This window comes from Acinetobacter tandoii DSM 14970 = CIP 107469 (genome assembly GCF_000400735.1).
In the GTDB taxonomy this organism is placed as follows: domain Bacteria; phylum Pseudomonadota; class Gammaproteobacteria; order Pseudomonadales; family Moraxellaceae; genus Acinetobacter; species Acinetobacter tandoii.
Genome location: NZ_KE007362.1, coordinates 68,185 through 91,157 on the forward strand (window position 1 = coordinate 68,185; position 22,973 = coordinate 91,157).

At 40.5% G+C, this 22,973-nt stretch carries 21 protein-coding genes and 1 pseudogene; 6 read left to right on the forward strand and 16 right to left on the reverse strand.

The genetic code is table 11. The features are described from left to right. Positions 1–24: 24 nt before the first annotated feature. Complete coding sequence (locus tag I593_RS03370; protein ID WP_016166162.1) at positions 25–447, forward strand: RidA family protein; 423 nt, start codon at positions 25–27, stop codon at positions 445–447. Positions 448–468: 21 nt separating this feature from the next. Further along, positions 469–1,677 carry an MFS transporter gene (locus I593_RS03375; protein ID WP_016166163.1) on the forward strand — a complete coding sequence of 403 codons (1,209 nt, stop codon included), beginning with the start codon at positions 469–471 and terminating at the stop codon, positions 1,675–1,677. Positions 1,678–1,738: 61 nt separating this feature from the next. Here I593_RS03375 and I593_RS20340 read toward each other — a convergent pair whose 3' ends face one another. Further along, positions 1,739–1,918 (reverse strand): hypothetical protein, encoded by a 180-nt coding sequence (locus I593_RS20340; protein WP_154653729.1) that lies wholly within the window; start codon positions 1,916–1,918, stop codon positions 1,739–1,741. Between the two features lie 74 nt (positions 1,919–1,992). After that, positions 1,993–2,341 (reverse strand): annotated as a pseudogene (locus tag I593_RS19905) (integrase); the annotation flags it as partial. Between the two features lie 133 nt (positions 2,342–2,474). On the opposite strand from I593_RS19905, the gene dusA reads away from it, so the two are divergent. Further along, positions 2,475–3,491, forward strand: a complete 1,017-nt coding sequence (gene dusA, locus I593_RS03385) for a tRNA dihydrouridine(20/20a) synthase DusA (RefSeq protein ID WP_016166164.1) — start codon at positions 2,475–2,477, stop codon at positions 3,489–3,491. Between the two features lie 67 nt (positions 3,492–3,558). Here the strand turns inward: dusA and I593_RS03390 are convergent, their stop codons facing one another. Next, positions 3,559–4,449: a LysR substrate-binding domain-containing protein gene (locus tag I593_RS03390; RefSeq protein ID WP_016166165.1), complete on the reverse strand. Its 891-nt coding sequence runs from the start codon at positions 4,447–4,449 to the stop codon at positions 3,559–3,561. Between the two features lie 100 nt (positions 4,450–4,549). Here I593_RS03390 and I593_RS20600 point away from each other — a divergent pair, with 100 nt between their 5' ends. Continuing rightward, entirely contained in the window at positions 4,550–4,687 is a 138-nt protein-coding gene (locus I593_RS20600; RefSeq protein WP_016166166.1) for a hypothetical protein, read from the forward strand. A 414-nt stretch (positions 4,688–5,101) separates the two neighbouring features. Here the strand turns inward: I593_RS20600 and I593_RS03395 are convergent, their stop codons facing one another. The 9 genes from I593_RS03395 to I593_RS03435 form a co-directional block, all read right to left on the reverse strand. Beyond that, positions 5,102–5,869, reverse strand: a complete 768-nt coding sequence (locus tag I593_RS03395; protein ID WP_016166167.1) for a tRNA threonylcarbamoyladenosine dehydratase — start codon at positions 5,867–5,869, stop codon at positions 5,102–5,104. Positions 5,870–5,932: 63 nt separating this feature from the next. Next, positions 5,933–6,736 (reverse strand): hypothetical protein, encoded by an 804-nt coding sequence (locus tag I593_RS19715; RefSeq protein ID WP_016166168.1) that lies wholly within the window; start codon positions 6,734–6,736, stop codon positions 5,933–5,935. Between the two features lie 93 nt (positions 6,737–6,829). Then, positions 6,830–9,586: an aconitate hydratase AcnA gene (gene acnA, locus I593_RS03405; RefSeq protein ID WP_016166169.1), complete on the reverse strand. Its 2,757-nt coding sequence runs from the start codon at positions 9,584–9,586 to the stop codon at positions 6,830–6,832. A 110-nt stretch (positions 9,587–9,696) separates the two neighbouring features. Beyond that, positions 9,697–10,518 (reverse strand): TatD family hydrolase, encoded by an 822-nt coding sequence (locus I593_RS03410; protein WP_016166170.1) that lies wholly within the window; start codon positions 10,516–10,518, stop codon positions 9,697–9,699. An 11-nt stretch (positions 10,519–10,529) separates the two neighbouring features. After that, positions 10,530–11,486 carry an RsiV family protein gene (locus tag I593_RS03415; RefSeq protein ID WP_026441019.1) on the reverse strand — a complete coding sequence of 319 codons (957 nt, stop codon included), beginning with the start codon at positions 11,484–11,486 and terminating at the stop codon, positions 10,530–10,532. A gap of 67 nt (positions 11,487–11,553) precedes the next feature. Then, complete coding sequence (locus tag I593_RS03420) at positions 11,554–12,378, reverse strand: hypothetical protein (RefSeq protein ID WP_026441018.1); 825 nt, start codon at positions 12,376–12,378, stop codon at positions 11,554–11,556. Positions 12,379–12,474: 96 nt separating this feature from the next. Next, a complete protein-coding gene (locus I593_RS03425; protein ID WP_016166173.1) occupies positions 12,475–14,064 on the reverse strand; it encodes a peptide chain release factor 3 in 1,590 nt (529 codons plus the stop codon). A gap of 168 nt (positions 14,065–14,232) precedes the next feature. Further along, positions 14,233–14,724: an Lrp/AsnC family transcriptional regulator gene (locus I593_RS03430; RefSeq protein ID WP_016166174.1), complete on the reverse strand. Its 492-nt coding sequence runs from the start codon at positions 14,722–14,724 to the stop codon at positions 14,233–14,235. A 128-nt stretch (positions 14,725–14,852) separates the two neighbouring features. Beyond that, positions 14,853–15,497 (reverse strand): YitT family protein, encoded by a 645-nt coding sequence (locus I593_RS03435; protein ID WP_016166175.1) that lies wholly within the window; start codon positions 15,495–15,497, stop codon positions 14,853–14,855. 889 nt (positions 15,498–16,386) lie between these two features. Here I593_RS03435 and hppD point away from each other — a divergent pair. Further along, positions 16,387–17,439 (forward strand): 4-hydroxyphenylpyruvate dioxygenase, encoded by a 1,053-nt coding sequence (gene hppD, locus I593_RS03440; protein WP_016166176.1) that lies wholly within the window; start codon positions 16,387–16,389, stop codon positions 17,437–17,439. 119 nt (positions 17,440–17,558) lie between these two features. On the opposite strand, the gene I593_RS03445 is transcribed toward hppD, so the two are convergent. From I593_RS03445 to fahA, 4 genes are all read right to left on the reverse strand, one after another. Continuing rightward, complete coding sequence (locus I593_RS03445) at positions 17,559–18,338, reverse strand: IclR family transcriptional regulator (protein WP_016166177.1); 780 nt, start codon at positions 18,336–18,338, stop codon at positions 17,559–17,561. A 227-nt stretch (positions 18,339–18,565) separates the two neighbouring features. Then, the gene (locus tag I593_RS03450; protein ID WP_016166178.1) at positions 18,566–19,114 is read right to left on the reverse strand and encodes a VOC family protein; all 549 of its coding nucleotides are present in this window, start codon (positions 19,112–19,114) and stop codon (positions 18,566–18,568) included. A 23-nt stretch (positions 19,115–19,137) separates the two neighbouring features. Then, positions 19,138–19,776 (reverse strand): maleylacetoacetate isomerase, encoded by a 639-nt coding sequence (gene maiA / locus I593_RS03455; RefSeq protein ID WP_016166179.1) that lies wholly within the window; start codon positions 19,774–19,776, stop codon positions 19,138–19,140. Next, positions 19,763–21,070, reverse strand: coding sequence for a fumarylacetoacetase (fahA, locus tag I593_RS03460; RefSeq protein ID WP_016166180.1), 1,308 nt, complete (start codon positions 21,068–21,070; stop codon positions 19,763–19,765). The genes maiA and fahA overlap by 14 nt, the downstream gene beginning before the upstream one ends. Positions 21,071–21,563: 493 nt before the next feature. Here fahA and I593_RS03465 point away from each other — a divergent pair, with 493 nt between their 5' ends. After that, positions 21,564–22,961: an amino acid permease gene (locus tag I593_RS03465; protein ID WP_016166181.1), complete on the forward strand. Its 1,398-nt coding sequence runs from the start codon at positions 21,564–21,566 to the stop codon at positions 22,959–22,961. The last annotated feature ends 12 nt before the right edge of the window (positions 22,962–22,973 follow it).

Genomic DNA, 22,973 nt, shown 5'->3' on the forward strand with positions numbered 1-22,973 from the left:
AATCAATCATAGGTAGAATTTTTTATGCAACATGCCGCATCTCCTGCACCATTTGAATTAAGTAACCCAAAAAAACTTTATAATCCGCGTCCTTTTGCCTATAGTCACATGGCTGAAGTTAGACACTTTTCACGTATACTTCACATTTCAGGACAAGGTGGTGAAAACCAACGAGGACATTTATCTCAAGATTTTGCTGAGCAATTGTGTCAAGCCATGACCAATTTAGAGCATGCACTTGCACATGCCGATGCTTCATTTTTAGATATTGCTGTTTTAAGAGTTCTAGTGGTTGACCATAGCCCCAAGAAACATCAGTTTTTAATTCAGGAAATACAAAAGCGCTGGAAAGAACATAACTTTCCTGCTTGCACACTGATTCCTGTTCCGTGTCTTGCCATACCAGGAATGCTGATTGAAATTGAAGCAACCGCTTATTGCAATTAACCGAACAAGCCAAGGAACTTTATGAATTCTCCACGTGATATTAGCCAAGACAAACCGCTACTGTGGCTCATGGCAGTTGCTTGTGGTCTTTGTGCAGGTGCGAACTATTATTGCCAACCCCTCATCCATTCAATTCAACAATATTTTAATGTGCCTGAGTCACAAGTGGCCTTAACCGTTACTTTTGCCCAAGTGTCTTATGCACTGGGGTTATTGCTGATTGTTCCGATTGGCGACATGGTCAATAAAACCAAATTTATTCCGTTGCTCATGTTCTTCGCGGCAATCGGTTTATTTATTTGTGCCTTTGCCATCAACCTACCTATGCTGTGGTTGGGTACCAGTATCGTCGGATTATTTTCCGTCGCCGCCCAAGTATTAATCCCTTTAGCAACCATGGCGGTAAAACCTGAAAAAACAGGTGAAGTCATTGGTTTCCTTATGAGTGGTTTATTGGTCGGCTTATTACTTTCAACCAGCTTAGCGGGGCTCGTGTCCAACCTATTTCACTGGAAACTGATTTATGCACTAAGCGGTATTTTTACCTTAATCTTGGCTTTTTTACTGAAATCACGTTTACCTTATGTGATGTCTTTTAAAATGAGCTACCCACAAGTCTTTAAGTCGATGGGGCTGTTATTGCAGCAAGAACGTCGTCTTATCTTACGCTCTTTAATTGGTGGCTTTGTCTTTGCAGCCATGAGCATTTTGTTTTCAACCATCGCACTGTTGCTCACCTCTAAAACCTATCAACTCCCCGATGTACTGGTTGGGGTGATTCCACTGATTGGTGTATTTGGAGCATTGTCCACACAATATGTTGGCAAATTAGCAGATCAGGGTTATACCACCGTGCTCACTTGGTCAGGTTGTGCAATTATGGCGGTCAGTTGGTATTTCCTATATTTAGGTGGACATAGCCTCATCAGTTATATTTTAGGCTATGGTTTAATTAACTTAGGCTTAGCTGTGGTGCATAGCAGTAACCAGAATATTATTTTCCGCATTCGTCCAGATGCCAAATCTCGCATTAACTCCATTTATATGACCATGTATTTTATTGGCGGAGCCTGTGGTTCGGCATTAGGCGTTTATGCTTGGCATCATGGTGGCTGGAGCATGAGTTGCTTGGTTGGTATTTTGCTGGTTTTGGCAGCGGCTGTCTTCGCACTGATTGATTTGCTCAGCTGTAACAAACCACTCAGTCCACATGAAACCTTTCAGCCCTAAGCCTTTTGCATGAGTTGGCCATATCGTTATAGATAATGTCAACTCACTCGATACAATCTCATTAGGAGACCTGCATAACAGGATAGAAGGGTTTCTCTGTATCTAACTGTTCTGCATTTTCCAGTAAGATATACATAAAGATCGGAATCAGTATCGACAAAATACTACAACCATCAGCAATATAACGTCGATTTACTACACTGTTATAACTGACGTCCCCCTGTAGAATTGGATTACACAAGAGATTTATGCCTTTATTAAATATTGTTCGATGATCTCAGGACTTGTGACCATAATTTCCACCATTATCCTTTGTTCAGCGAAATGTACAGATTTTATTTTTGTGATAATATTGCGCGCGATTGGCAGCTTCTTGATTAAGAGCAAAGAATAGCGTTTCGTTCTTCGTAATCGCTCCTGACTTCATCCCTATATTTACCTATGGCATCTGATCAAGTCAAATCAATCAGCTTTTCTTTGCCAAGCAAAATATCAGGATGTTTTTAAATTTCGACCTCTCGTTTCTTAACGCAGTTTTCAACCCATGTTTTTGAATGAAATCTATCATTTTCAAAAAAGTAGGAAAGCTCTTCCGATTGATTCGAATCGCAGCACGATAGTTAACTTTACCATCTGCACCTTTCCTTGCTGTAATTGACCCCATAATTTACACCACAAACTGTTTTTTTGATTATGGTGTAAAATTTGGTGTAAATCCAAACTGACTCACCCACCTAAATATAGGTTTACATAGATTCTCGCAGGTTGCGAAATACAGATTAAAGGCATGATTTTTAATGACTATTAACAAAAACATTGAAAACACTCAATCTCCGCGAATCAGTGTTGCACCGATGATGGATTGGACAACCAAAGACTACCGTTTTTTTGCGCGTTTATTTAACCCTAATGTGATTTTATATACCGAAATGGTCACTACTGGTGCCATTCTTTTTGGTGATGCCAAACGCCATCTTGACTTTAATCATGAAGAGCACCCAATCGTTTTGCAGCTCGGCGGCTCGAACCCCAAAGACCTTGCAACCTGTAGCAAAATGGCGCAAGACTGGGGCTATGATGAAATTAACTTGAATGTTGGTTGCCCAAGCGACCGCGTACAAAACAATAAGATTGGCGCATGTTTAATGGCAGAGCCTGACTTAGTCGCAGAATGTATTGCTGAAATGCGCAATGCAGTGGATATTCCTGTGACCGTGAAACATCGTATCGGCATTGATGACATGCACTCATATGAAGAAATGCTGCATTTTGTCGATACAGTCGCTAAAACAGGTTGTGATAATTTTATCGTGCATGCGCGTATTGCGTTATTGCAGGGTTTATCTCCAAAAGAAAACCGTGAAGTTCCTCCGCTGCGTTATGAAGATGTCTATCGCCTCAAGCAGGAACGCCCAGAATTACTTATTGAAATTAACGGCGGAATTAAAACCTTTGCCGAAACAGAACAACATTTACAGCATGTAGATGGTGTCATGATTGGTCGTGAAGCCTATCACAACCCATATTTATTGGCAGAACTTGGACAACTTTGGCAACTGGATGTACCAGACCGTTTTGAAATTATGGAGCAAATGCTGCCTTATATTTCGAAACGCATGGCTGAAGGTGCACCTTTGTCAATTTTGACTCGTCATATTCTCGGTTTATTCCAGAACTTGCCAGGTGCACGCAAGTGGCGTCAGGCACTCAGCGGTGGCAATGCCAAAACATTTGCTGATGTAGAAAATGCAATCATCAACATTAAAGAAGCGATGAAACGAACTGAGGATTATTTACGAGAACAATCCGTCTAATCACAATTCAAGATTTACTCTGTTAAAAAACTCGGTATCTGGTGAATCTAACGATGATCTTTAGAGATCATCGTTGCAAATGATGTCGTAAATATTCAGCACTTTTCTGTATCACTTCATCTGCATTTTTATTCCAAATCATTACGACATCGGACAAACTATTTGCAGCCTCTAAAGGAATGAGCCTCACTTGTTCAGGCAAAATATCAGTAAATTCTTCTGGAACAATACAAATTCCAATCTCGGCGGCAACCAACTGAAGTTGGGACACTTTACGAGACTGAATCGGTGCTTTTTGAGGTGTAAAACCCGCACCGAGACAAAGGTTTGAGACTAAATAACTGAGCCCACCCCGTTCAGCATGCGGTGTCGAGACAAACTTTTCGTGTCTTAACTGCTGAATTTTGATGCTTTTCTCCATCGCCAAAATATGGCTTGGATACAGGGCAACATACAAGGGCTCATGGTAAAGCTTTTCTACATGTAACTCATCTAGGTGATTTAAAACAGGGGGACGAATAAAACCGACATCAATATGACCCGTCTTGAGCGCTAGAACCTGATCTTCTGAAGATAAAGTATTCAGCTCAAAATGCACATTGAGGTGCCTTGAAGCTTGGTCAAACACTTTGACTTTTTCCAAGCTTATTGTAACGGTACTTGAGTGTGCAATTTTAATAAGTCGATTTTTCCCATTTGCGATATCTTTAGAATTCTCAATAATATGTTCTAAGTTCAGCACATTATTCTTAAGCTGAGCATAAAAAAATTGCCCCGCTTTAGTGAGTTTTATTTTTTTATCAGCCCGATCAAAAATTTCAAATCCAACTTCTTCTTCCAAAAGCTTGATCTGTCGGCTCAAAGCAGATTGGGCAATGAATAACTTTTCAGAAGCCGCAATAAAACCGCCTTCCTCAACAATAATAATCAGATAATTAAATTGCTTAAGTGTTGCCATTATCATCTCAAAATTAGATTAACAGTTATTTTTTCTATATTAGATTAGATCAATTAATTTAACTAGACTGGGCTTAAGTAGCTTAGATAAGAGAAAGAAAATGGGTTTATCCAAACAAATATTGGTGCTAATTGGCATCATCGGTGCGCTTCTATTGCTCAATTTTTACGATGGTTTTATTGCGAAACAAACGGGAAAAAGCACACAGCCAATCGAGTGGTCTTTTTTACAAGACTAATTTCTATCGATGCTTCAACTATATTCATTTGGCTTGGCATAGAAAAAGTCTCGACTGTTTCCGATCTCTAGCCAACCCATGACCATTTATAATTGTGCAAAAAATTTGTTTCTAGGCGTATGCAGGATTTCACTAAGGCATACTTTTCTATATTGGTGTGAGATAAGGTTTTTCTGAGTTCAAAAATCATCGGAATATTCAATACATTTCCTTGTAATTGCATCTCCACACAACATCTTTTTAAAAAAGATGTTCTTTTGCACTATATTTGCAATTCATTCGTAGGTGTGTTTTAAGAACTTGATAAGTTTAAAAACTCTTTTTCTTTTTTCTATTCATTTAAATTTTTTATCAGCTATGGGTGACATAAATATATTGATCTATGTCGCCCAATTAAACCTAAAATTAGCCTTGTTACTTCGCTTTGATGTGATCTAATTTTTTTAGTACTTCTGCGACTGCAATCATAGCAAAACTAGACGTGACCACGACTGCCGAACCATAACCACCACAGCGCAAACCAGCACTTGGACAAACATCCGCACTGGAAAATGGATTATCAATCGAATACACACAAGTAATTCCAAATTTTTCTTTAGGTTTCTTACAAATCCCTTTCGAACGCAACTGCGCACGCAATTTGGCTAACATCGGATCTTGTTCAGTTTTGGATAAATCTGCGACTCGAATTTTTAGTGGATCAAGCTTACCGCCAGCACCTCCCGAAACAATTAACGGAATTTTATTAAAACGGCAATGTAACATCAGCGCCAATTTGGCTTTGACATCATCAATGCAGTCTAAAATTAAATCAGGGGCATTGCTGAGCAACTCTTTGACATTGTCTGGCGTTAAATAATCATCAATCAGATTAATTTTAATTTTCGGATTAATTGAGCGGCAACGTTCTGCCATGACTTCAATTTTTTCACAGCCCAGTGTTGATGTCATCGCAGGTAATTGACGATTAATATTTGAGGCTGCAACCACATCCATATCGACCAAGGTCAGCTCACCAATACCTGTACGCGCCAAGGCTTCCACTGCCCAAGAACCAACGCCACCAATTCCAATCACCATGACATGACTTTGTTCATACCCTTGAAATGCTGGTTCTCCATAAATTTTAGCTACGCCAGCAAAACGGCGGTCATATTCATCATCTAGGAGTAAATCAGTCATAGGGAGATCAAATCAGAAAAAGAATCGCGAGCATTTTATCAAATTCAATTTAAAAGTTGCGGATTAATATTCAGTCCAGGCACTTGGGAACTGGATTGCATCAGCTTTATTTGCATTCAATACATAAGTCTTACGTTGATTCATGGGCAGTTGATCTGAAGATGGCGACAATGTACGAACATAGTGATATTTCATACGCCATGTATTCGCTTGTTGATATTCAATATTCAGTACCAATTTTTCTAAGTCATGACAATGTTCCCCTGACTGGGCATAATCTTGTTCCGAAAAACAAGCTCTAATCATTCTTGAGACAGAAAATGGAATATTCTGAAAAATCTGTTGATATTTACCCTGAGGATTGAGCTGTAAAAAGTCCGCCACTTCTTCCGTCATGCCCCCACCCGAATACATCTCATCCCAACGCTGAATTAAAGCAATACTGTAATCTTTATCATTGATGGGAAATAACACGGGATAAAGATGTAAAGCATCAGTGCGAACAAATTTACCATTTTCATCGAGTAAATCTTCTGGCGCGACAGGGCCATCCACAGTCCAATTTGGATTCTGTGTAAGTGGTTGATAATTTGAAAAATCCCAATAATTACGTAATTGATAACTTTGCGCATTTTCTTCTAGCTCAAATAGTTTCAATTTGGCAATTACATAGTGCTGTTTAGGCTGATTCGGAACCTGATAAAGTTGCCATGTGGCAGCAGTCTCACAGGAAATCTTAAGCTCAGTACAAATACTTTCTCGCTGCCCCTGCGTAATTTTTTGTGCTTTTAATATCTGGGCCTGCGGATTTGCATGGCTCCAAACAGGAAATAGGCATACACATCCTGCCAATAATAATTTCAACATACAAATGATCTTAAAATTTTGTTTTATATGTGAATGATACCAGAGCCTTAGCTATAAAGACTCTGGCAGAAGATGATTGAATAAGGGTTGATTCTAACTTGCAATTAAATGACGCAGCACATAATGCAAGATTCCGCCTGCTTTGAAATATTCAACTTCGTTGAGCGTATCAATACGACATAACACAGGGAACGAATCACGAGAGCCATCGGTTCGAGTCACTTCCACTTCAAAGGTTTGATGCGGTGCCAAATCATCCGACAAACCTAGAATCGAAATACTTTCATGTCCTGTCAGATTTAAACTGTGTCGATTCTGATCAGACATAAACTGCAATGGCAACACGCCCATGCCAACCAGATTTGAACGGTGAATCCGCTCAAAACTTTCAGCAATGACGGCTTTTACCCCAAGTAAATTGGTACCTTTTGCTGCCCAGTCACGCGAAGACCCCGTACCATATTCTTTGCCTGCAATAATCACCAAAGGTGTGCCTTGTTGTTGATAGAGCATGGCAGCATCATAAATTGCCAGTTTATCACCACTTGGAATATGCAGAGTGTTACCGCCCTCTTCTCCACCGAGCATTTCGTTTTTAATGCGAATATTGGCAAATGTGCCGCGTATCATGACCTCATGATTGCCACGACGTGAACCATAGGAGTTAAAATCTTTCGGCTCAACCCCATGCGCTTGGAGATAGCGACCTGCGGGACTGTCTTTTTTAATATTGCCTGCGGGGGAAATATGGTCGGTGGTGACCGAATCTCCAAGTACTGCCAGTATTCGCGCATGTTCAATATTATGTAATGAATTCAGGGGTTGCCCAATATCTGCGAAAAATGGCGGATGGCGGATATAGGTTGAATGCTCATCCCATGCATAAGTCTGACTTTGTGGAATTTGAATCGCCTTCCAACTGGCATCACCTTCAAATACCGCGGCATATTCTTTGTGGAACATGTCAGTATTCACTTTCTGCAACACTTCGTCTATTTCTGCCTGACTTGGCCAAATGTCTTTTAAGTACACCGCTTCGCCATGTATCCCCAATCCAATCGGTTGGGTGGTTAAATCTAAACGAATATTTCCAGCCAAACCAAAAGCAATCACCAAAGGGGGGGAAGCCAACCAGTTGGTTTTCACCAAAGGATGTACTCGCCCCTCAAAATTACGATTGCCTGATAACACCGAAGCGACATTTAAATCATAACAATTGATAGCTTCTTCAATGGGTTCAGGTAAAGGTCCTGAATTACCAATACAGGTGGTACAACCATAACCAACCAAGTTATAACCCAACTGATCGAGATAAGGCGTTAAACCAGCGGCATTCAAATAGTCTGTTACCACTTTAGAACCAGGAGCCAAGGAGCTTTTCACCCAAGGTTTGCGCTGTAGACCTTTTTCAATGGCTTTTTTAGCAAGTAGACCTGCCGCCAACATCACACTTGGATTAGATGTATTGGTACAGGAGGTAATGGCTGAAATTACCACATCACCATGTACCAATGGATACTGTTTACCATCGATTTCACAGAATGCACTTTCATGCGTGATATTGGATTTTTGCGCATCGACCGCCGTACCACCGCCCCCTTCATTTTCCAAACGAGCTTTATCTTCTTTGGCAGGTTTTAAACTCAGTTCCATTAAGGCATCAAAAGTTTGTGGTACATCTGCCAGTAAAACTCGATCTTGCGGGCGTTTAGGACCCGCAACACTCGCCACAACCGTCGACATGTCCAGACTGAGGGTATCGGTGAATACAGGCTCATCCCCTGCATTGCGCCATAAGCCCTGTTCTTTACAATACGCTTCAACCAAGGCAATACGTTCATCGGTACGTCCAGTTAAGCGCATATATGCAAGCGTCACTTCATCAACTGGGAAAAAACCACACGTTGCACCATATTCAGGTGCCATATTGGCAATCGTTGCACGGTCAGCCAAAGGCAAATCCGCCAGACCATCACCATAAAATTCAACAAATTTACCCACTACCCCTTTTTGACGTAGCATTTGCGTAATGGTAAGAACCAAATCCGTTGCCGTTATGCCCTCACGCAATTTTCCCGTGAGTTTAAAACCAATCACTTCAGGAATGAGCATGGAAATGGGCTGTCCTAACATGGCCGCTTCAGCCTCAATCCCACCCACACCCCAACCTAAAACGCCTAAACCATTAATCATGGTGGTATGCGAATCTGTACCGACTAAGGTATCGGGAAAGGCAAAGGTTTCCCCATCTGATTCCCCCAACCACACAGCTTGCGCTAAATATTCCAGATTCACCTGATGGCAAATTCCCGTGCCAGGAGGAACCACGCTAAAGTTATTAAAGGCCGACTGCCCCCAACGTAGGAACTGATAACGCTCACCGTTACGCTGCATTTCAATTTCAACATTTTCAGCAAATGCACGACCACTGGCAAAATGATCGACCATGACGGAGTGGTCAATCACCAAATCGACTGGAGATAAGGGATTAATTAGATTAGGATCACGGCCAGCCTGTGCGACTGCTGCCCGCATGGCGGCTAAATCGACCACCGCAGGCACACCCGTAAAATCCTGCATCAGGACTCGCGCAGGACGATATTGAATTTCTTGTTCTGAGCTTCGGGTTTGCTGCCACTCCACAATCGCCAAAATATCATCTGCTTTGACAGTGATGCCGTCTTCAAAGCGCAATAAATTTTCTAATAAGACTTTGAGTGATTTGGGTAGTTTGGATAGTTCTCCCAGTTGTGACTGGGCTTGTGCCAAACTAAAAATCTGATAAGTTCTGGAACCGACTGTAAAGGATTGTAAGGCATTAAAGCTATTGATTTGACTATACTTTGCCATAGGTGGGTCCTCCAGCGTGCATGATTATTTTTTATTCCATTGTTCTTTTATAATGTAGGTCAAATCGTCTGGTTTAATGTTGTGGATTAGTAATTCTCGCCCACTTTATTTTAATTTTGCAGTCGCAAACTTTGTTGAGTATTTCGCCACAGTTGCTCTGCCAAGTCAGTTTCATCGCACTGCAAAGTCTGCGCTAAACCCTTTAATACATAAGGTAAATTGGCGGGAGTATTGCGGGTTCGTTGTTGAGTCGAAATTTGACAGCAGAGCGGTGTCATATCTGGACAATCGGTTTCTAACACCAAATGTTCCGCACCAATTTCCTGTACTACTCGATGCAATTTTTTCGCATTCGGATTGGTGATTTGCCCTGTCACACCAATTTTAAACCCCAGTTTAATGAAGGCTTTGGCTTCTTCGACCCCACCACTAAAAGCATGGGCAATACCACCGAATTGAAATTTTTGCTTTTTCAGTAAGGCTAGTGTTTCTGCATGCGCTTTACGGATATGTAACAACACTGGTTTTTGGTAATGCATTGCCAGTTCGAGTTGCTGTTGAAAATAATCCTGCTGTTGGGCAAATAATTCAGGCTGCTTATGCTCGGCTAGAAAAGTGTCTAACCCAATTTCCCCAACAGCAATGCAATTATGTTGCTGTAAAAAGGATTCAAGTTGCTGTAAATGTTCTGATCGATGTTGTTCAATATAAAAAGGATGTAAACCCGGTGCTAAATAAACCTGCGGTGCTTCTGATAAATGAGTTAGAAATTGTTGGGTATTCAGCAAGTCCGAAAATCGTGATGCTACAAAACCTATCAGGACTAAAGCTTCAACCCCTACTGCTTTGGCTTGATACGCCAATAGTTCCCGATCTATATCAAAATCAGGAACATCAAAATGGGTATGGGTATCAAATAAACGTGGCTGCATGTTCAAGCCCGTTACTTACTTGGCTCGCTGGCGGCACTGGCAACTGCTTCACTGGCAAACTCAGGTAAATACTGTTTTTTTAGAATCGTCTGCAATTGCTCATACGGAATAGTTAAGCGGGGTAATCCAACCACATACGGTCCAATTTCATATTCGCCATATTGCAAAATTAAGCCTTGCTTACTCAAATAGTAATTATCGCTCAGCTTAAATTTCCACGCCTGCTCGTATTCTGAAACATCATTCGCCAGTTTGGACTCAATCACCCATGTTTTAAAAGCTTCATGTGCTTGATTTTCAAGTGCTGCCAATTGATTTGGTGCCAATACCTCATTCAATTTGACTAGTTTTTTCTTTTCTAAATCAAAATTATAGTATTGCTGCGAAGAAGACCCATGTGCTCCGCCCAAGTAGCTACTACTGTTTAAAACTACCGTAACCAATGGTCCTTTGGCGTTGAGAATGGTCGGCTTAATCATCACACTAATTTTATGACTCGAACTGAGTGCTTTAATCTCTTGATCTAATTTTAAAAATGCTTGGGTATAAGGTTGCAATTGTTGTTCAAGCTGTTGTTTTACTGTCTTGGCTTGCACCACTGCTTGTGATGCTGCAACTTCTGCCGCTTGAGCGGTAGATGAGGCCTGATCAGTTGGTAACTCTGGAGAAACAGACAAAGTTTGCTGAACTTTTTTCAAAATCTCAGCATCGATATATGCATCAATAAATGGTTGATTGCTGTTGAGTCGCTCAATGGTCATTTCTGGGCAATTATTATCATCACACTCAGGTAAATTGAGTTGTAATTTTTCCGAATCTCCAATCAATTGACTCGCTTGCTCTTGTGCCTGTGTTGAAGATGCCGCAGTCTCTGTTTGCTCATTTTCAACTTTTTTAGGCTGACATGCAGTCATCAGTATGGCCACCGTCAATATACTTAAAGTCCAACTTACTTTCTTTATTGTCATTTGACTCAAACCTTTATTCATGTTTTCACTCGTCATCTCACGCCCATCAAGGCTTCAATCACGTTAACTAAAACATATTTTTATAAATATCCGCTTTTAAAACCTGTTGCGTTTGTGGTTTACTTAAGTAAATGTCCAATTGCTTACCTTCTTCCACAATTTGCAAACTACGGTAATGCAAGCCAATACCCTCACTGTCAAAAAACCAGTCTGCCTGCCCCCAATACAATTTTTTCGGTGCCTTTTGTCGTGCTTCTGGCGTTTGTTGCTTTAACCAATCCTGATAGGCTTTTTGCACAATATCATTCATATAAACTTGCTGCTTTGGCTCAACAATGTCAAGTAAGGACACACCTTTCTGCAATTTTCGATCTGCAACAGCAAAGTAATAGCGCTCATCAATTTTGATTTCTTCTTGTTTGCTGTTCACACCCACTTGCAACAACACATATTGATTTCGTTGGTAAGCAATACGAGTGTACAGTGCCAATTGGTAGGCAGGATTCTTCGAGTATTTTGCTTGCCACTCATCGGACTTTTTCACATAAGCATTAATGGCTTGTTGCAAACTCATGTTTTGTTTTAAGCCAATTTGATCTTGAATAACTGTAGCTTGGGTCTTCACAATCCAACTGTTCAACCACTGATCTTGGGTTTCCAGCGTTTGAATATCAATATCAATACAATTTTTCGTTTCACAAAAAGGCAAAGCAATTTTGGCAGGCTGCTGTTTGATATGTAGATAAGGCAATACTTCAGCTTTATCTTGCTGAAAAATCGAGGCTGCTGATTTTTGTTGTTCATCTTGTGGCTGCTTCGATGAATCACACGCGGACAAAAAAAGTCCTGTACACAGCAAAAAAGTCATTTGAATGATTTTGTTGTTCTTCATTTCGACCACACACTAAACTGCCTTTACAGCAACTTTACCCAATAAAAAGAAATACCATGTAAAAACAGCCTCCAGAAAGAGGCTGTTTTATTTGCTTTAGTGTTCGCGCGTATTGCGGAACACGATGTCTGGATAGCGCTCTTGCATCAGCTGCAAGTTCACACGGCTTGGCGCAAGATAAGTTAAGTGTCCACCGCCATCAACAGAAAGTTGATCGTGTGCTTTTTTCTTAAATTCATTGAATTTCTTGTCATCATCACAAGAAACCCAACGAACTGTATTAATACTTACTGGCTCATATACACAGTCAACTTTGTATTCTTCTTTCAAACGGTACGCAACTACTTCAAACTGAAGCACACCCACAGCACCCACAATCAAGTCATTACTGTTTTGTGGCATAAACACTTGCGTTGCGCCTTCTTCAGACAACTCTTTTAAGCCTTTTTGTAGTTGCTTCGACTTTAACGGATCTTTCAAGCGTACACGGCGGAACATTTCAGGTGCAAAGTGCGGAATACCTGTAAATTGCAGTTTTTCACCTGAAGTAAAAGTATCACCAATTTGAATGGTGCCGTGGTTATGTAAACCAATAATGTCCCCAGGCCATGCTTCTTCCAAATGCTCACGCTCACCCGCAAGGAAGGTTAAAGCATCACTAATGCGCACATCTTTATCAATACGCACGTGCTTCATTTTTAAACCTTTTTCATATTTGCCTGAACAAATACGCATAAAGGCAATACGGTCACGGTGTTTTGGGTCCATATTGGCTTGAATTTTAAAGACAAAACCAGTGAAACCTTCTTCAGTCGCTTCTACTTTACGGTTCTGAGTGGGGTGTGCTTTCGGTTCAGGAGCATAGTTGCTAAATGCATCTAACACATGGTCAACACCAAAGTTACCCAATGCGGTACCAAACAACACAGGCGTTTGACGACCCGCCAAGAACTCTTCACGGTCCAATGGTTCATTCGCCATTTGCACCAGTTCTAAAGACTCTTCAAATGCGGCCCAAGCCAACTCACCCACTTTTTCACGCAAGTCAGCATGGTCATAACCATCACGTACTTCAATTTCAGTAATGGTTGAACCAAAACCAGCTTTATAAACATAGAATTTTTCTTCGATCAGGTTAAACACCCCAGCGAAGTCACGCCCTGTCCCCATTGGCCAAGTGAGCGGAACACATTTAATTTTTAAAACGTTTTCAATTTCATCCAACAGCTCTAAAGGCTCACGGATTTCACGGTCCATTTTGTTGACAAATGAAATGATTGGTGTGTCACGCATACGACAGACTTCCATCAATTTGATGGTACGGTCCTCGACCCCTTTTGCACCGTCAATCACCATGAGTGCAGAGTCAACCGCTGTTAAGGTACGGTAGGTATCTTCCGAGAAATCTTCGTGTCCTGGAGTATCCAGAAGGTTGATCATCTTGTCTTTATAAGGGAACTGCATCACCGACGTGGTAATCGAAATACCACGTTCTTTTTCCATTTCCATCCAGTCCGAGGTTGCAGCACGGTCCGATTTACGGCTTTTTACCATACCCGCCACCTGAATGGCCTTACCCCATAACAGCAGTTTTTCTGTCATGGTGGTTTTACCCGCATCGGGGTGGGAAATAATCGCGAAGGTTCGGCGTGCCTGAACTTCTTTCAATAATTGATCTTTGAACATTAGGGAAATCTGCAATTTGTACACAGCGATGCCCACGCAAATTACGTGCCGCATACCACTGTCAGGTGAGACAAAAATAGGCTCAATTGTAGCGTAAGAATCGTTTTTCTTCTATTGATTTCATACTGAATGGTTTTGCCTGACATTAGACAAAACCTAACGAGAGATTTAAAGCGCTTCTGTATTTGTTGCAGGATTGGACAATACAATCGAGTTTTCTTTGAGTTTTTCCAACACAATAGAAGTCGTAATATCATTGATCTGGAATTGATGTGAAGAAATTTTACTGATCAATTGCGACATTTCATCCAGATTCTTCACTGCCACTTTAAGTAAAAAGTCTGATGTACCTGTGAGCTTATAGGCATCACGGATACGCGGCTCATCCAAAATAAATTCCAGAAACTTTTCAAAACCATCATCATAATGATTACGAATACTAACTTCGATCATACCTGTAATGGGTGATGGATCTGCTTTCAGCGCAATTTGCGCATAGTAGCCTGTAATAATCTTTTTTTGTTCCAGCGTGGCACGACGACGCGAGCATTGTGACGCTGAAAGACCGATCAACTCTGCCAGCTCTTGATTGGTTAAACGACCATTTTGCTGTAATTGCTGAATAATTTTACGATCGTAATCGTCCAGTTCATCGCTCATCATCTATCCCAGAATTTTGTTATCAAACTGCTGAAAAATCGTATTTTTCGCTGCAAACTACTTTATAGAAACAGGGAGAGAAAAACAAATCCAATCTGGTTTGCCCAACTCTCCCTTAAAAGCAGCAATTAAGACGCGACGTAACGATCTTTACGATGGTTCATTGCAATAATCAAATTCAATACCACGGCTCCCATAATCGAAATCATCAACAAATTAAAATCAACGAAAAATGCCGATGCAATCAGAATGCTGATATCCACAAACATCTGAAACTTCCCGACAGAAATGCCATATTTCTCATTCATGAACATTGCCAATAAATTGATGCCTCCCATACTCGACTTATGACGGAACAGAATTAAAAAGCTGACGCCCAAAATAATATTGGCAATCAAGGATGCATAAATGGGATTGATATTTTCCAGACTAAAAAAGCTTGGATTGAGTTCAGAAAAAAATGAAACTAGACCAATCGCGGCAACGGTTTTCAGTACCAATTGCAAGCCCATCTTTTTATAGGCTAAATAGAAAAATGGAATATTGATACAGAAGAATAAAGTACCGAAAGATACATTAAATACATAATGTAGCAATAGCGCTAAACCTGCGGTCCCACCTGTCATAATACCTCCCTGTTGGATGATATTAATTGCAAAAGACAACAGGAAGGTACCAATAAAGAGCGCCACGATATCTTCTACTTTTGAATGCGACATCGGTGCTGGGAGAGTTGCCAAAACGGCAGAATTTGATAAAGGTTGGTTGTCCATAAAAAATCCAAGACATACAATTCACAAACTTAATGCAAATTATGTACCAAAATGAAATAAATATGTGCCATTTAATTTTATAAGCATTTTTATTTCATTAAATCCAGCTATTTACATCCTCATGTGGCAAATTTTTTTTAAAACCTAGTATCACATCTATATATTTTCGACAAAGCAGAACAAGCACAAATCATGCATTATTTAATTTTATGTGCACATCATGGTGCATTTACTAATAATAATGCACAATTTTGTTGCATTTTTTTATAATTATGCATTATACACATTCGATAAACATGCTTTAATCAAGTAATGACATTGCAGCTTTAATACTCAGGATTTGAAAAGAAGCGCAATCGAACAGCACTTTTTTAAGGAACTTATCACTAAAAGTTTTTTTAGTTTTTTGATTTATAAAAATTTTATTCAAATTCATTCATTGTTATGCGCAATAAAAGGGTTTTTCAAACCTTAAATGCGCCAAGAATTTGAGTGAGATTAAATATCAATAAAATTACAAATAACATAATTTAATTATGTATTGCATAATTAAATTGGATTTAGTAAGCTGTTCTCAACATAAAGTAGCCAATGTGCACCTTTTTGATGCACAAATAGCACAGTTAAATAGATGATCGGTGAAGGGAATATCACAAACATCAGAGAAAACCACTGTAAAACTAAAATAGCCCTACAGTGAGTGAAGATGCGGTATTCCAGCACCATCATAGAAGTCACACCGGATGTGTCATTGAACGTTTGAACTTGGTCATGCCACAGCATGTACCTGGCTAAAGATTGAGAAACCCACGGGTTTTTCTATATCGTTCCTCACATCCCAAACCGCCTGAACATTGGACTCGTCCTTGCATGACAAGAGGGAAATAAGATGGATATTTTAGAAAACCCATTAGAATTATGTGGATTTGCATTTATTGAATTCGTATCAAAGGAAAATGATCTCGATCCAATTTTTGAAACCATTGGTTTTAGCAAAGTCGCAAAGCATAAATCCAAAAATGCGTACTTATGGCGTCAAGGAAATATCAACATTATTTTGAATTATCAGCCTGAATCCTATGCCTCTTTTTTTTATAAAGAACATGGTCCTTCAGCTTGTGCTATGGGATTTAAAACACGCGATGCAGCTAAAGCCTTTAAAAAAGCAATTGAATTAGGTGCAGAACCTATTTATAGCCAAGCAGGTCCAATGGAACTCAACATTCCAGCCATCAAAGGCATTGGTGGTATGCCCATTTTCCTGATTGACCGTGACATTTATGAAAATGACTTTGAGTTTATTGAAGGTGTAGAACGAAACCCAATTGGAACGGGTCTCAATGAAATTGACCATTTAACCCATAATGTCTACAAAGGCCGCATGGAATATTGGGCAAACTTCTATGAAAAAATCTTTAATTTCCAAGAAATTCGCTACTTCGACATTAAAGGTGAATACACAGGTTTAACTTCTAAAGCACTCACCGCACCTGATGGTAAAATCCGTATTCCATTGAATGAAGATTCAGATAAAGGCAATGGTCAAATTGCTGAGTTCCTTGCCGACTTTAATGGTGAAGGCATTCAACACATTGCCTTTATTACCGATGATTTGATTGGTACTTGGGACAAACTGAAAGCCCTTGGCATGAAATTTATGACCCCTCCACCAAATACTTATTATGAAATGCTACCAGAGCGTTTGCCAAATCATGGCGAGCCAACAGATGAGCTACAGCAACGTGGCATTTTATTGGATGGCTCAACTCAAAATGGCGAGAAGAAACTACTCTTGCAAATTTTCTCAGAAAATATGCTTGGACCTGTATTCTTCGAGTTTATTCAACGTAAAGCCGATGATGGTTTTGGTGAAGGAAACTTTAAAGCGCTATTTGAATCGATTGAACGTGATCAAATCCGTCGTGGGGTACTCCAAGTTTAAGTAACGTATTTACCCCCCAATACAGGCGGGCGAAACATGCGAACCCATTTAAGCATGTTTCACTCACAAAAAAGGCGACTGAATTCAGTCGCCTTTTTTAGCATGTAGCATAAGCCATCTTAACGGGCTTGAATAAACCGATTAATCGCAGCCACTTCTTGCTGCAATAACTGAACTTTTTCACTGCCCGTGTTCAAAGGCAGAAACGTTTCACTGTCAATGGCGACCACAGAAAACTCAATCTGACCTTGTGCATTAAATACAGGTAACCCCACTGCATTAATGCCGACCAATAAGTCCCCTTTCGCTAAAGCCATCTGTTCGGTGCAAATCTGCTGCTTCAATTGGGTAAATTCATCCCAATTGGCAGGTTTGAGTGCTAGGCCTAAAGAGGCCGCTTTATCCCATTCTTCCTGCATCAAAGGACGAATAACACTTTCAGGTAAATACGAAGCAAAGACCCGCCCCGATGCCGAATTGACCAATGGCATAATTGAGCCGACTTTGGTCACAATCGCAATTGGATGATTCGATTCTATCGACTGCACCACCAAAGGACCTCGCGGTGACCATTTGCTAATTTGAATGCTACAACCAATCTTGGCCTGTAAGCCATAAATCATCGATTGGACTTGTTGTAAGGCATCGGTATGTTGAATGCAGTTCAATCCTAAACGCCAAGCCTGATCACCCAGTGCGTATTGACCATCGTCCAGTTGTTTGGCGTAATTCATACGAATCAAACTCACCAAATAGCGGTGAACTTTGGCTGGATGCATACTCAGCTTGTACGATAGATCTTTGAGAATAATCGGTTGATTATGCTCGACCAGTGCATTTAACACGGCCAAACCCACTTCAAGCGATTGCACTCCACCCGATAACTTTTCTTCAACCATTGACGCGCTCTTTAAAGGTCATTTTTTCAATCGTTTATTTAGTTTTGTGTGACTACACAAGGACACATTGGTCCGTGACATCATGCCTGAGATTTACAAAAAACTGAAATCATCTTTTTGAATGACATTGGATCTTGCAGCCCGTCAGACGATCACTCACAGCAAAAAAAAACTGCACTCGGTCAAAAATGCAGTCAAGGGTAAAATTAAAATGTTAGAAGATTCGTCTAGGCACCTAATTCTTCTTCATGTAAAAAGTGGGTATGATGCGGTGCACGTTTGGTCTTGCTCCATTCATCCAGCATTTCCAGTTTCATTTCTTCCGTAATGCGCGCGATTTTTTCATCAGCATGCGCATCGTTATAAGTCAGCTCTAAACGGTGCCCATTCGGATCAAAGAAATAAATCGAATGGAAAATACCGTGGTTAGTAATGCCAAGGACTTTCACACCCTGTTGTTCTAAATGTTCTTTAGCTGCCAATAATGCATTTAGGTCTTCAACTTCAAAGGCAATATGCTGCACCCAAGCTGGGGTGTTTTCATCACGCCCCATTTCAGGTTGCGTTGGCAACTCAAAGAATGCCAACACATTGCCCTGACCTGCATCTAAAAATAAATGCATATATGGATCAAACGCTTTAGTCGATGGCACATGGTCTTCAGCAAAGGCTAAAATAAAGTCCATGTTCAACATGGTCTTGTACCACTGCACCGTTTCTTTAGCATCTTTACAACGGTAAGCAACGTGGTGAATTTTTTTAATTGCAAAACTCATAATCAAACTCCTTTTTCTGTTTTTTATTCCCAATCGGCTTGTTGTTCTGGTGCAGCCTGCTGAAAAGCAGCCAACTGCATACAGTGCGTATAAATCGACTGGATTTTTGGATATTCCGTTAAATCAATTTGGAAGCGTTTGGCGTTATAGACTTGTGGAATTAGGCAGCAATCTGCAAAACTCGCCTGTTCGCCAAAACAGTATTTACCATCAGAATGCTGTAATTGTTGCTCTAGGCTATGAAAACCAAGCTTAATCCAGTGTTGATACCATGCAGTCTTTTTACTATTACTCACGGCAAGCGTCTGTTCTAAGTACTGCAACACTCTTAAGTTATTCAGAGGATGAATTTCACATGCAATGTACTGAGCAAAAGCACGAATCTGCGCACGCTGTTGTAAATTCTGAGGCAATAAAGCCGTCTTTGGATAGGCTTCTTCCAGATACTCAAGAATGCTCAGTGATTGCGTCAAGACATACTGCTGATCCAGCAAAGTCGGCACCAACTCACTCGGATTGATTGCCGCGTACTCAGCCGAGTGTTGTTCGCCACCTTGCTTCAGCAAATGCACCGCTTGTGTGTCATAACTCAAGCCTTTTAAATTTAAGGCAATCCGCACACGAAAGGCTGCTGAGCTGCGAAAATAGCTATACAGTTTCATGCTGTACCTGCACTGTTTCAGCAAAATCAAAACTTAAGGCAGGCAAAATGGTATTTCGCACTTCACCAAAGCCCACGCGTATGCCATCTTTTTCTGCATGACCTTTCATGATGACAGTATCGCCATCTTGCAAGAAACCACGCTGTTCACCATTGGTCAAAGTCAAAGGTGACGTTGTATTCCAAGTGAGTTCAAGCAAGCTACCATAAGAGTCTTTGGCTGTACCTGAAATCGTGCCTGAGCCCATCAAATCGCCGACATTGACATTACAGCCTGCAATGGTGTGATGTGTTAACTGCTGTGCCATTGACCAGTACATATATTTAAAGTTGGTTTGGCAAATTACATCCGCACTGTCACTTTGTGGTGTTTGGATTTCTACTGAAAGCTGAATGTCATAACTACTTTCGACACTTTCTTGCAAATACGCCAATGGACGTGGCTCTTGTACAGGACCTTGCACTTTAAATGGCTGTAAAGCTTGCATGGTGACAACCCACGGCGAAATAGCACTCGCGAAGGTCTTGGCATTGAATGGACCTAAAGGGACATACTCCCATTGTTGGATATCTCGTGCCGACCAGTCATTGAGGAGCACCATACCAAAGATATGAGCTTCAGCATCTTCAATATGAATCGGCTGACCTAAACGACTCGGTTTACCTACAATAAAAGCCGTTTCTAATTCAAAATCCAGCTTACGTGTCGCTGAAAAAACTGGTCGCTCTTGTTCTGGTAATTTGATTTGCCCCGATGGACGAACAATCTCTGTTCCACTCACTACCACCGAACTGGCACGCCCATTATAGCCAACAGGCAATTCGCTCCAATTCGGTAATAAAGCATTTTTAGGATCGCGGAACATGCAGCCCACATTGGTGGCATGTTCTTTAGAAGAATAAAAATCGGTATAACCTGAAATTTGTACAGGCAAATGCATGATGGCATCTTGCTGTTTATAGAGTACCTGTTGCTGTAATTCTGCATCATGCTGCAAGCGTGGATTATCCAGTGCCAGTAATGCTTGTAATTCACGACGTACTTTTTGCCAGTTGCTTGAACCTGATTCGATAAATTTATTCAAACTTGGCTGATTAAAATAGCACTCATGTTCACTCAGACGCAGAATGCCTGCCTGCTCTAAAGCAGCTAAATCTAAAATCCATTCGCCAATCGCAACACCAACACGTCGTTCACCTTCCTTGCAACGACTAAAAATGCCATAAGGCAAATTATGAATGGTGAAATCTGAATGGGCTGAAACAGGAATAAAACAGCTCAATTGTGAGTTCATGATAATGTCATCCTTGTTATTTTCTCTACACTCTTCACTTGATCGTATTGATAAAAATTTATTACTTTTATAAAAATCAATTGATTAAATAAAAGTAAAAATCCAATCCACTACGGCAACTGTATCAATTTCATTTCATCATACTGAATTTATAAAATTACGCAATATATAATTCAATTACTTTATTCATAATTTTATTATTTCTTGTTGTCTCTTGTTCAGTTAAACACTGCATTCAACTGCTGTTTTAAACAACACTTTTAGCTAGAAAACCCCGATGAACTCGCTACAATAAATGCCCATATTTGGTGCATTACTATAAAAATAAGGCTGCTTTATAGGGATCATCAGATAGAAATAAGCGCCTAAGTTTCTTATTTTTAAGAGAAATAAAAAATAATTAGGTGTTTCACTTGTATATTATTTTTTAATCAATTTATGATATACGTAATTTATTAGGAAATAATTACACGACAAGGATGAGAATAATCATATGTCACACAATGATCACGGTAAGCTCAAGCACGGTTTATCCAACCGTCATATCCAGCTCATTGCCCTAGGCGGTGCAATCGGTACGGGTCTATTCCTTGGAATCTCTCAATCTATCAAACTGGCAGGTCCTTCCGTTATTTTGGGCTATGCCATTGCTGGACTCATTGCATTTTTAATGATGCGTCAACTCGGGGAAATGGTAGTGCAAGAGCCTGTGAGTGGTTCTTTCAGCTATTTTGCCAATAAATATTGGGGTCGTTTTGCGGGCTTTATGTCGGGCTGGAACTATTGGGTTCTCAATGTTCTGGTGTGTATGGCAGAACTCAGCGCGGTCGGACTCTATGTTCAATACTGGTGGCCTGAAATTCCAACTTGGATGTCTGCCCTTGGCTTCTTTATTTTAATTAATGTCATTAACTTGCTCCACGTGAAACTCTTTGGTGAAATGGAGTTCTGGTTTTCCATTATTAAAATTCTCGCCATTGTGGCCATGATTGGTTTTGGCTCTTACTTGCTGGCAACGGGTAGCGCAGGCTCACAAGCTGCGATCAGCAACCTTTGGGCACTTGGTGGTTTCTTCCCGAATGGTGTCAGCGGTTTAGTCATGGCTATGGCAGCAATTATTTTTGCCTTTGGTGGCATTGAACTGTTCGGTATTACCGCCGCAGAAGCACGTGACCCGCAGCAAACCTTGCCAAAAGCAGTCAATCAGATTATCTATCGCATTTTGATTTTCTATATCTTAACCTTGGTGGTGCTGTTAGCCCTATTCCCTTGGAACCAAATGGCACAAGGCGGCAGTCCATTTGTAATGGTATTTGCTTCGCTCGACAGCCAAGGCGTTGCCACCGCATTAAACTTTGTCATTTTAACTGCCGCAGTTTCTGTATATAACGGCACCAGTTATTGTAGTAGCCGCATGTTGCTTGGCTTGGCAGAACAAGGCAATGCACCAGAATTCTTTAAAAAAATTAATTCTCGTGGGATTCCTGTCAATGCGGTTCTCATTTCTGCATTGGTGACTGCACTCTGCGTTTTACTCAATTACATCTTCCCTGAAAAAGCCTTTGGTTTGCTGATGATGTTAGTCGTGGCTGCTATTGTGATTAACTGGGTTGTCATTTCAATCACGCATTTAAAATTCCGTCAAAGCATGCAACAGCAGCAAAAAAGCTCGTTGTTCCCAAGTTTGGCTTATCCATTCACCAATTATCTGTGCATTGTATTTATGTTGGGTATTTTAGTGATTATGAGCCTAACCCCTGATATGCGTATCGCGGTATATATGATTCCAGCTTGGATCGGCTGTTTAAGTGTGGCTTATTGGATAAAGCAACGTAAATATAAAGCTATGAATGCAAATTTAATATTAAACCCAGATCGTTCTTTTAAATAAGTCTATTGAATA

What these genes read in the sequence shown, in the direction of transcription:
- I593_RS20600 (WP_016166166.1), top strand. Translation starts at nt 4,550, where the DNA reads ATGGGTTTATCCAAACAAATATTGGTGCTAATTGGCATCATCGGTGCG.
- acnA (WP_016166169.1), bottom strand. Translation starts at nt 9,586, where the DNA reads ATGGCAAAGTATAGTCAAATCAATAGCTTTAATGCCTTACAATCCTTT.
- I593_RS03390 (WP_016166165.1), bottom strand. Translation starts at nt 4,449, where the DNA reads ATGGCAACACTTAAGCAATTTAATTATCTGATTATTATTGTTGAGGAA.
- I593_RS19715 (WP_016166168.1), bottom strand. Translation starts at nt 6,736, where the DNA reads ATGTTGAAATTATTATTGGCAGGATGTGTATGCCTATTTCCTGTTTGG.
- I593_RS03425 (WP_016166173.1), bottom strand. Translation starts at nt 14,064, where the DNA reads ATGTTCAAAGATCAATTATTGAAAGAAGTTCAGGCACGCCGAACCTTC.
- I593_RS03375 (WP_016166163.1), top strand. Translation starts at nt 469, where the DNA reads ATGAATTCTCCACGTGATATTAGCCAAGACAAACCGCTACTGTGGCTC.
- I593_RS03465 (WP_016166181.1), top strand. Translation starts at nt 21,564, where the DNA reads ATGTCACACAATGATCACGGTAAGCTCAAGCACGGTTTATCCAACCGT.
- dusA (WP_016166164.1), top strand. Translation starts at nt 2,475, where the DNA reads ATGACTATTAACAAAAACATTGAAAACACTCAATCTCCGCGAATCAGT.
- I593_RS03435 (WP_016166175.1), bottom strand. Translation starts at nt 15,497, where the DNA reads ATGGACAACCAACCTTTATCAAATTCTGCCGTTTTGGCAACTCTCCCA.
- I593_RS03370 (WP_016166162.1), top strand. Translation starts at nt 25, where the DNA reads ATGCAACATGCCGCATCTCCTGCACCATTTGAATTAAGTAACCCAAAA.
- I593_RS03410 (WP_016166170.1), bottom strand. Translation starts at nt 10,518, where the DNA reads ATGCAGCCACGTTTATTTGATACCCATACCCATTTTGATGTTCCTGAT.
- I593_RS03430 (WP_016166174.1), bottom strand. Translation starts at nt 14,724, where the DNA reads ATGAGCGATGAACTGGACGATTACGATCGTAAAATTATTCAGCAATTA.
- I593_RS03420 (WP_026441018.1), bottom strand. Translation starts at nt 12,378, where the DNA reads ATGAAGAACAACAAAATCATTCAAATGACTTTTTTGCTGTGTACAGGA.
- I593_RS03395 (WP_016166167.1), bottom strand. Translation starts at nt 5,869, where the DNA reads ATGACTGATTTACTCCTAGATGATGAATATGACCGCCGTTTTGCTGGC.
- I593_RS03450 (WP_016166178.1), bottom strand. Translation starts at nt 19,114, where the DNA reads ATGAGTTTTGCAATTAAAAAAATTCACCACGTTGCTTACCGTTGTAAA.
- I593_RS03415 (WP_026441019.1), bottom strand. Translation starts at nt 11,486, where the DNA reads ATGACAATAAAGAAAGTAAGTTGGACTTTAAGTATATTGACGGTGGCC.
- hppD (WP_016166176.1), top strand. Translation starts at nt 16,387, where the DNA reads ATGGATATTTTAGAAAACCCATTAGAATTATGTGGATTTGCATTTATT.
- I593_RS03445 (WP_016166177.1), bottom strand. Translation starts at nt 18,338, where the DNA reads ATGGTTGAAGAAAAGTTATCGGGTGGAGTGCAATCGCTTGAAGTGGGT.
- fahA (WP_016166180.1), bottom strand. Translation starts at nt 21,070, where the DNA reads ATGAACTCACAATTGAGCTGTTTTATTCCTGTTTCAGCCCATTCAGAT.
- maiA (WP_016166179.1), bottom strand. Translation starts at nt 19,776, where the DNA reads ATGAAACTGTATAGCTATTTTCGCAGCTCAGCAGCCTTTCGTGTGCGG.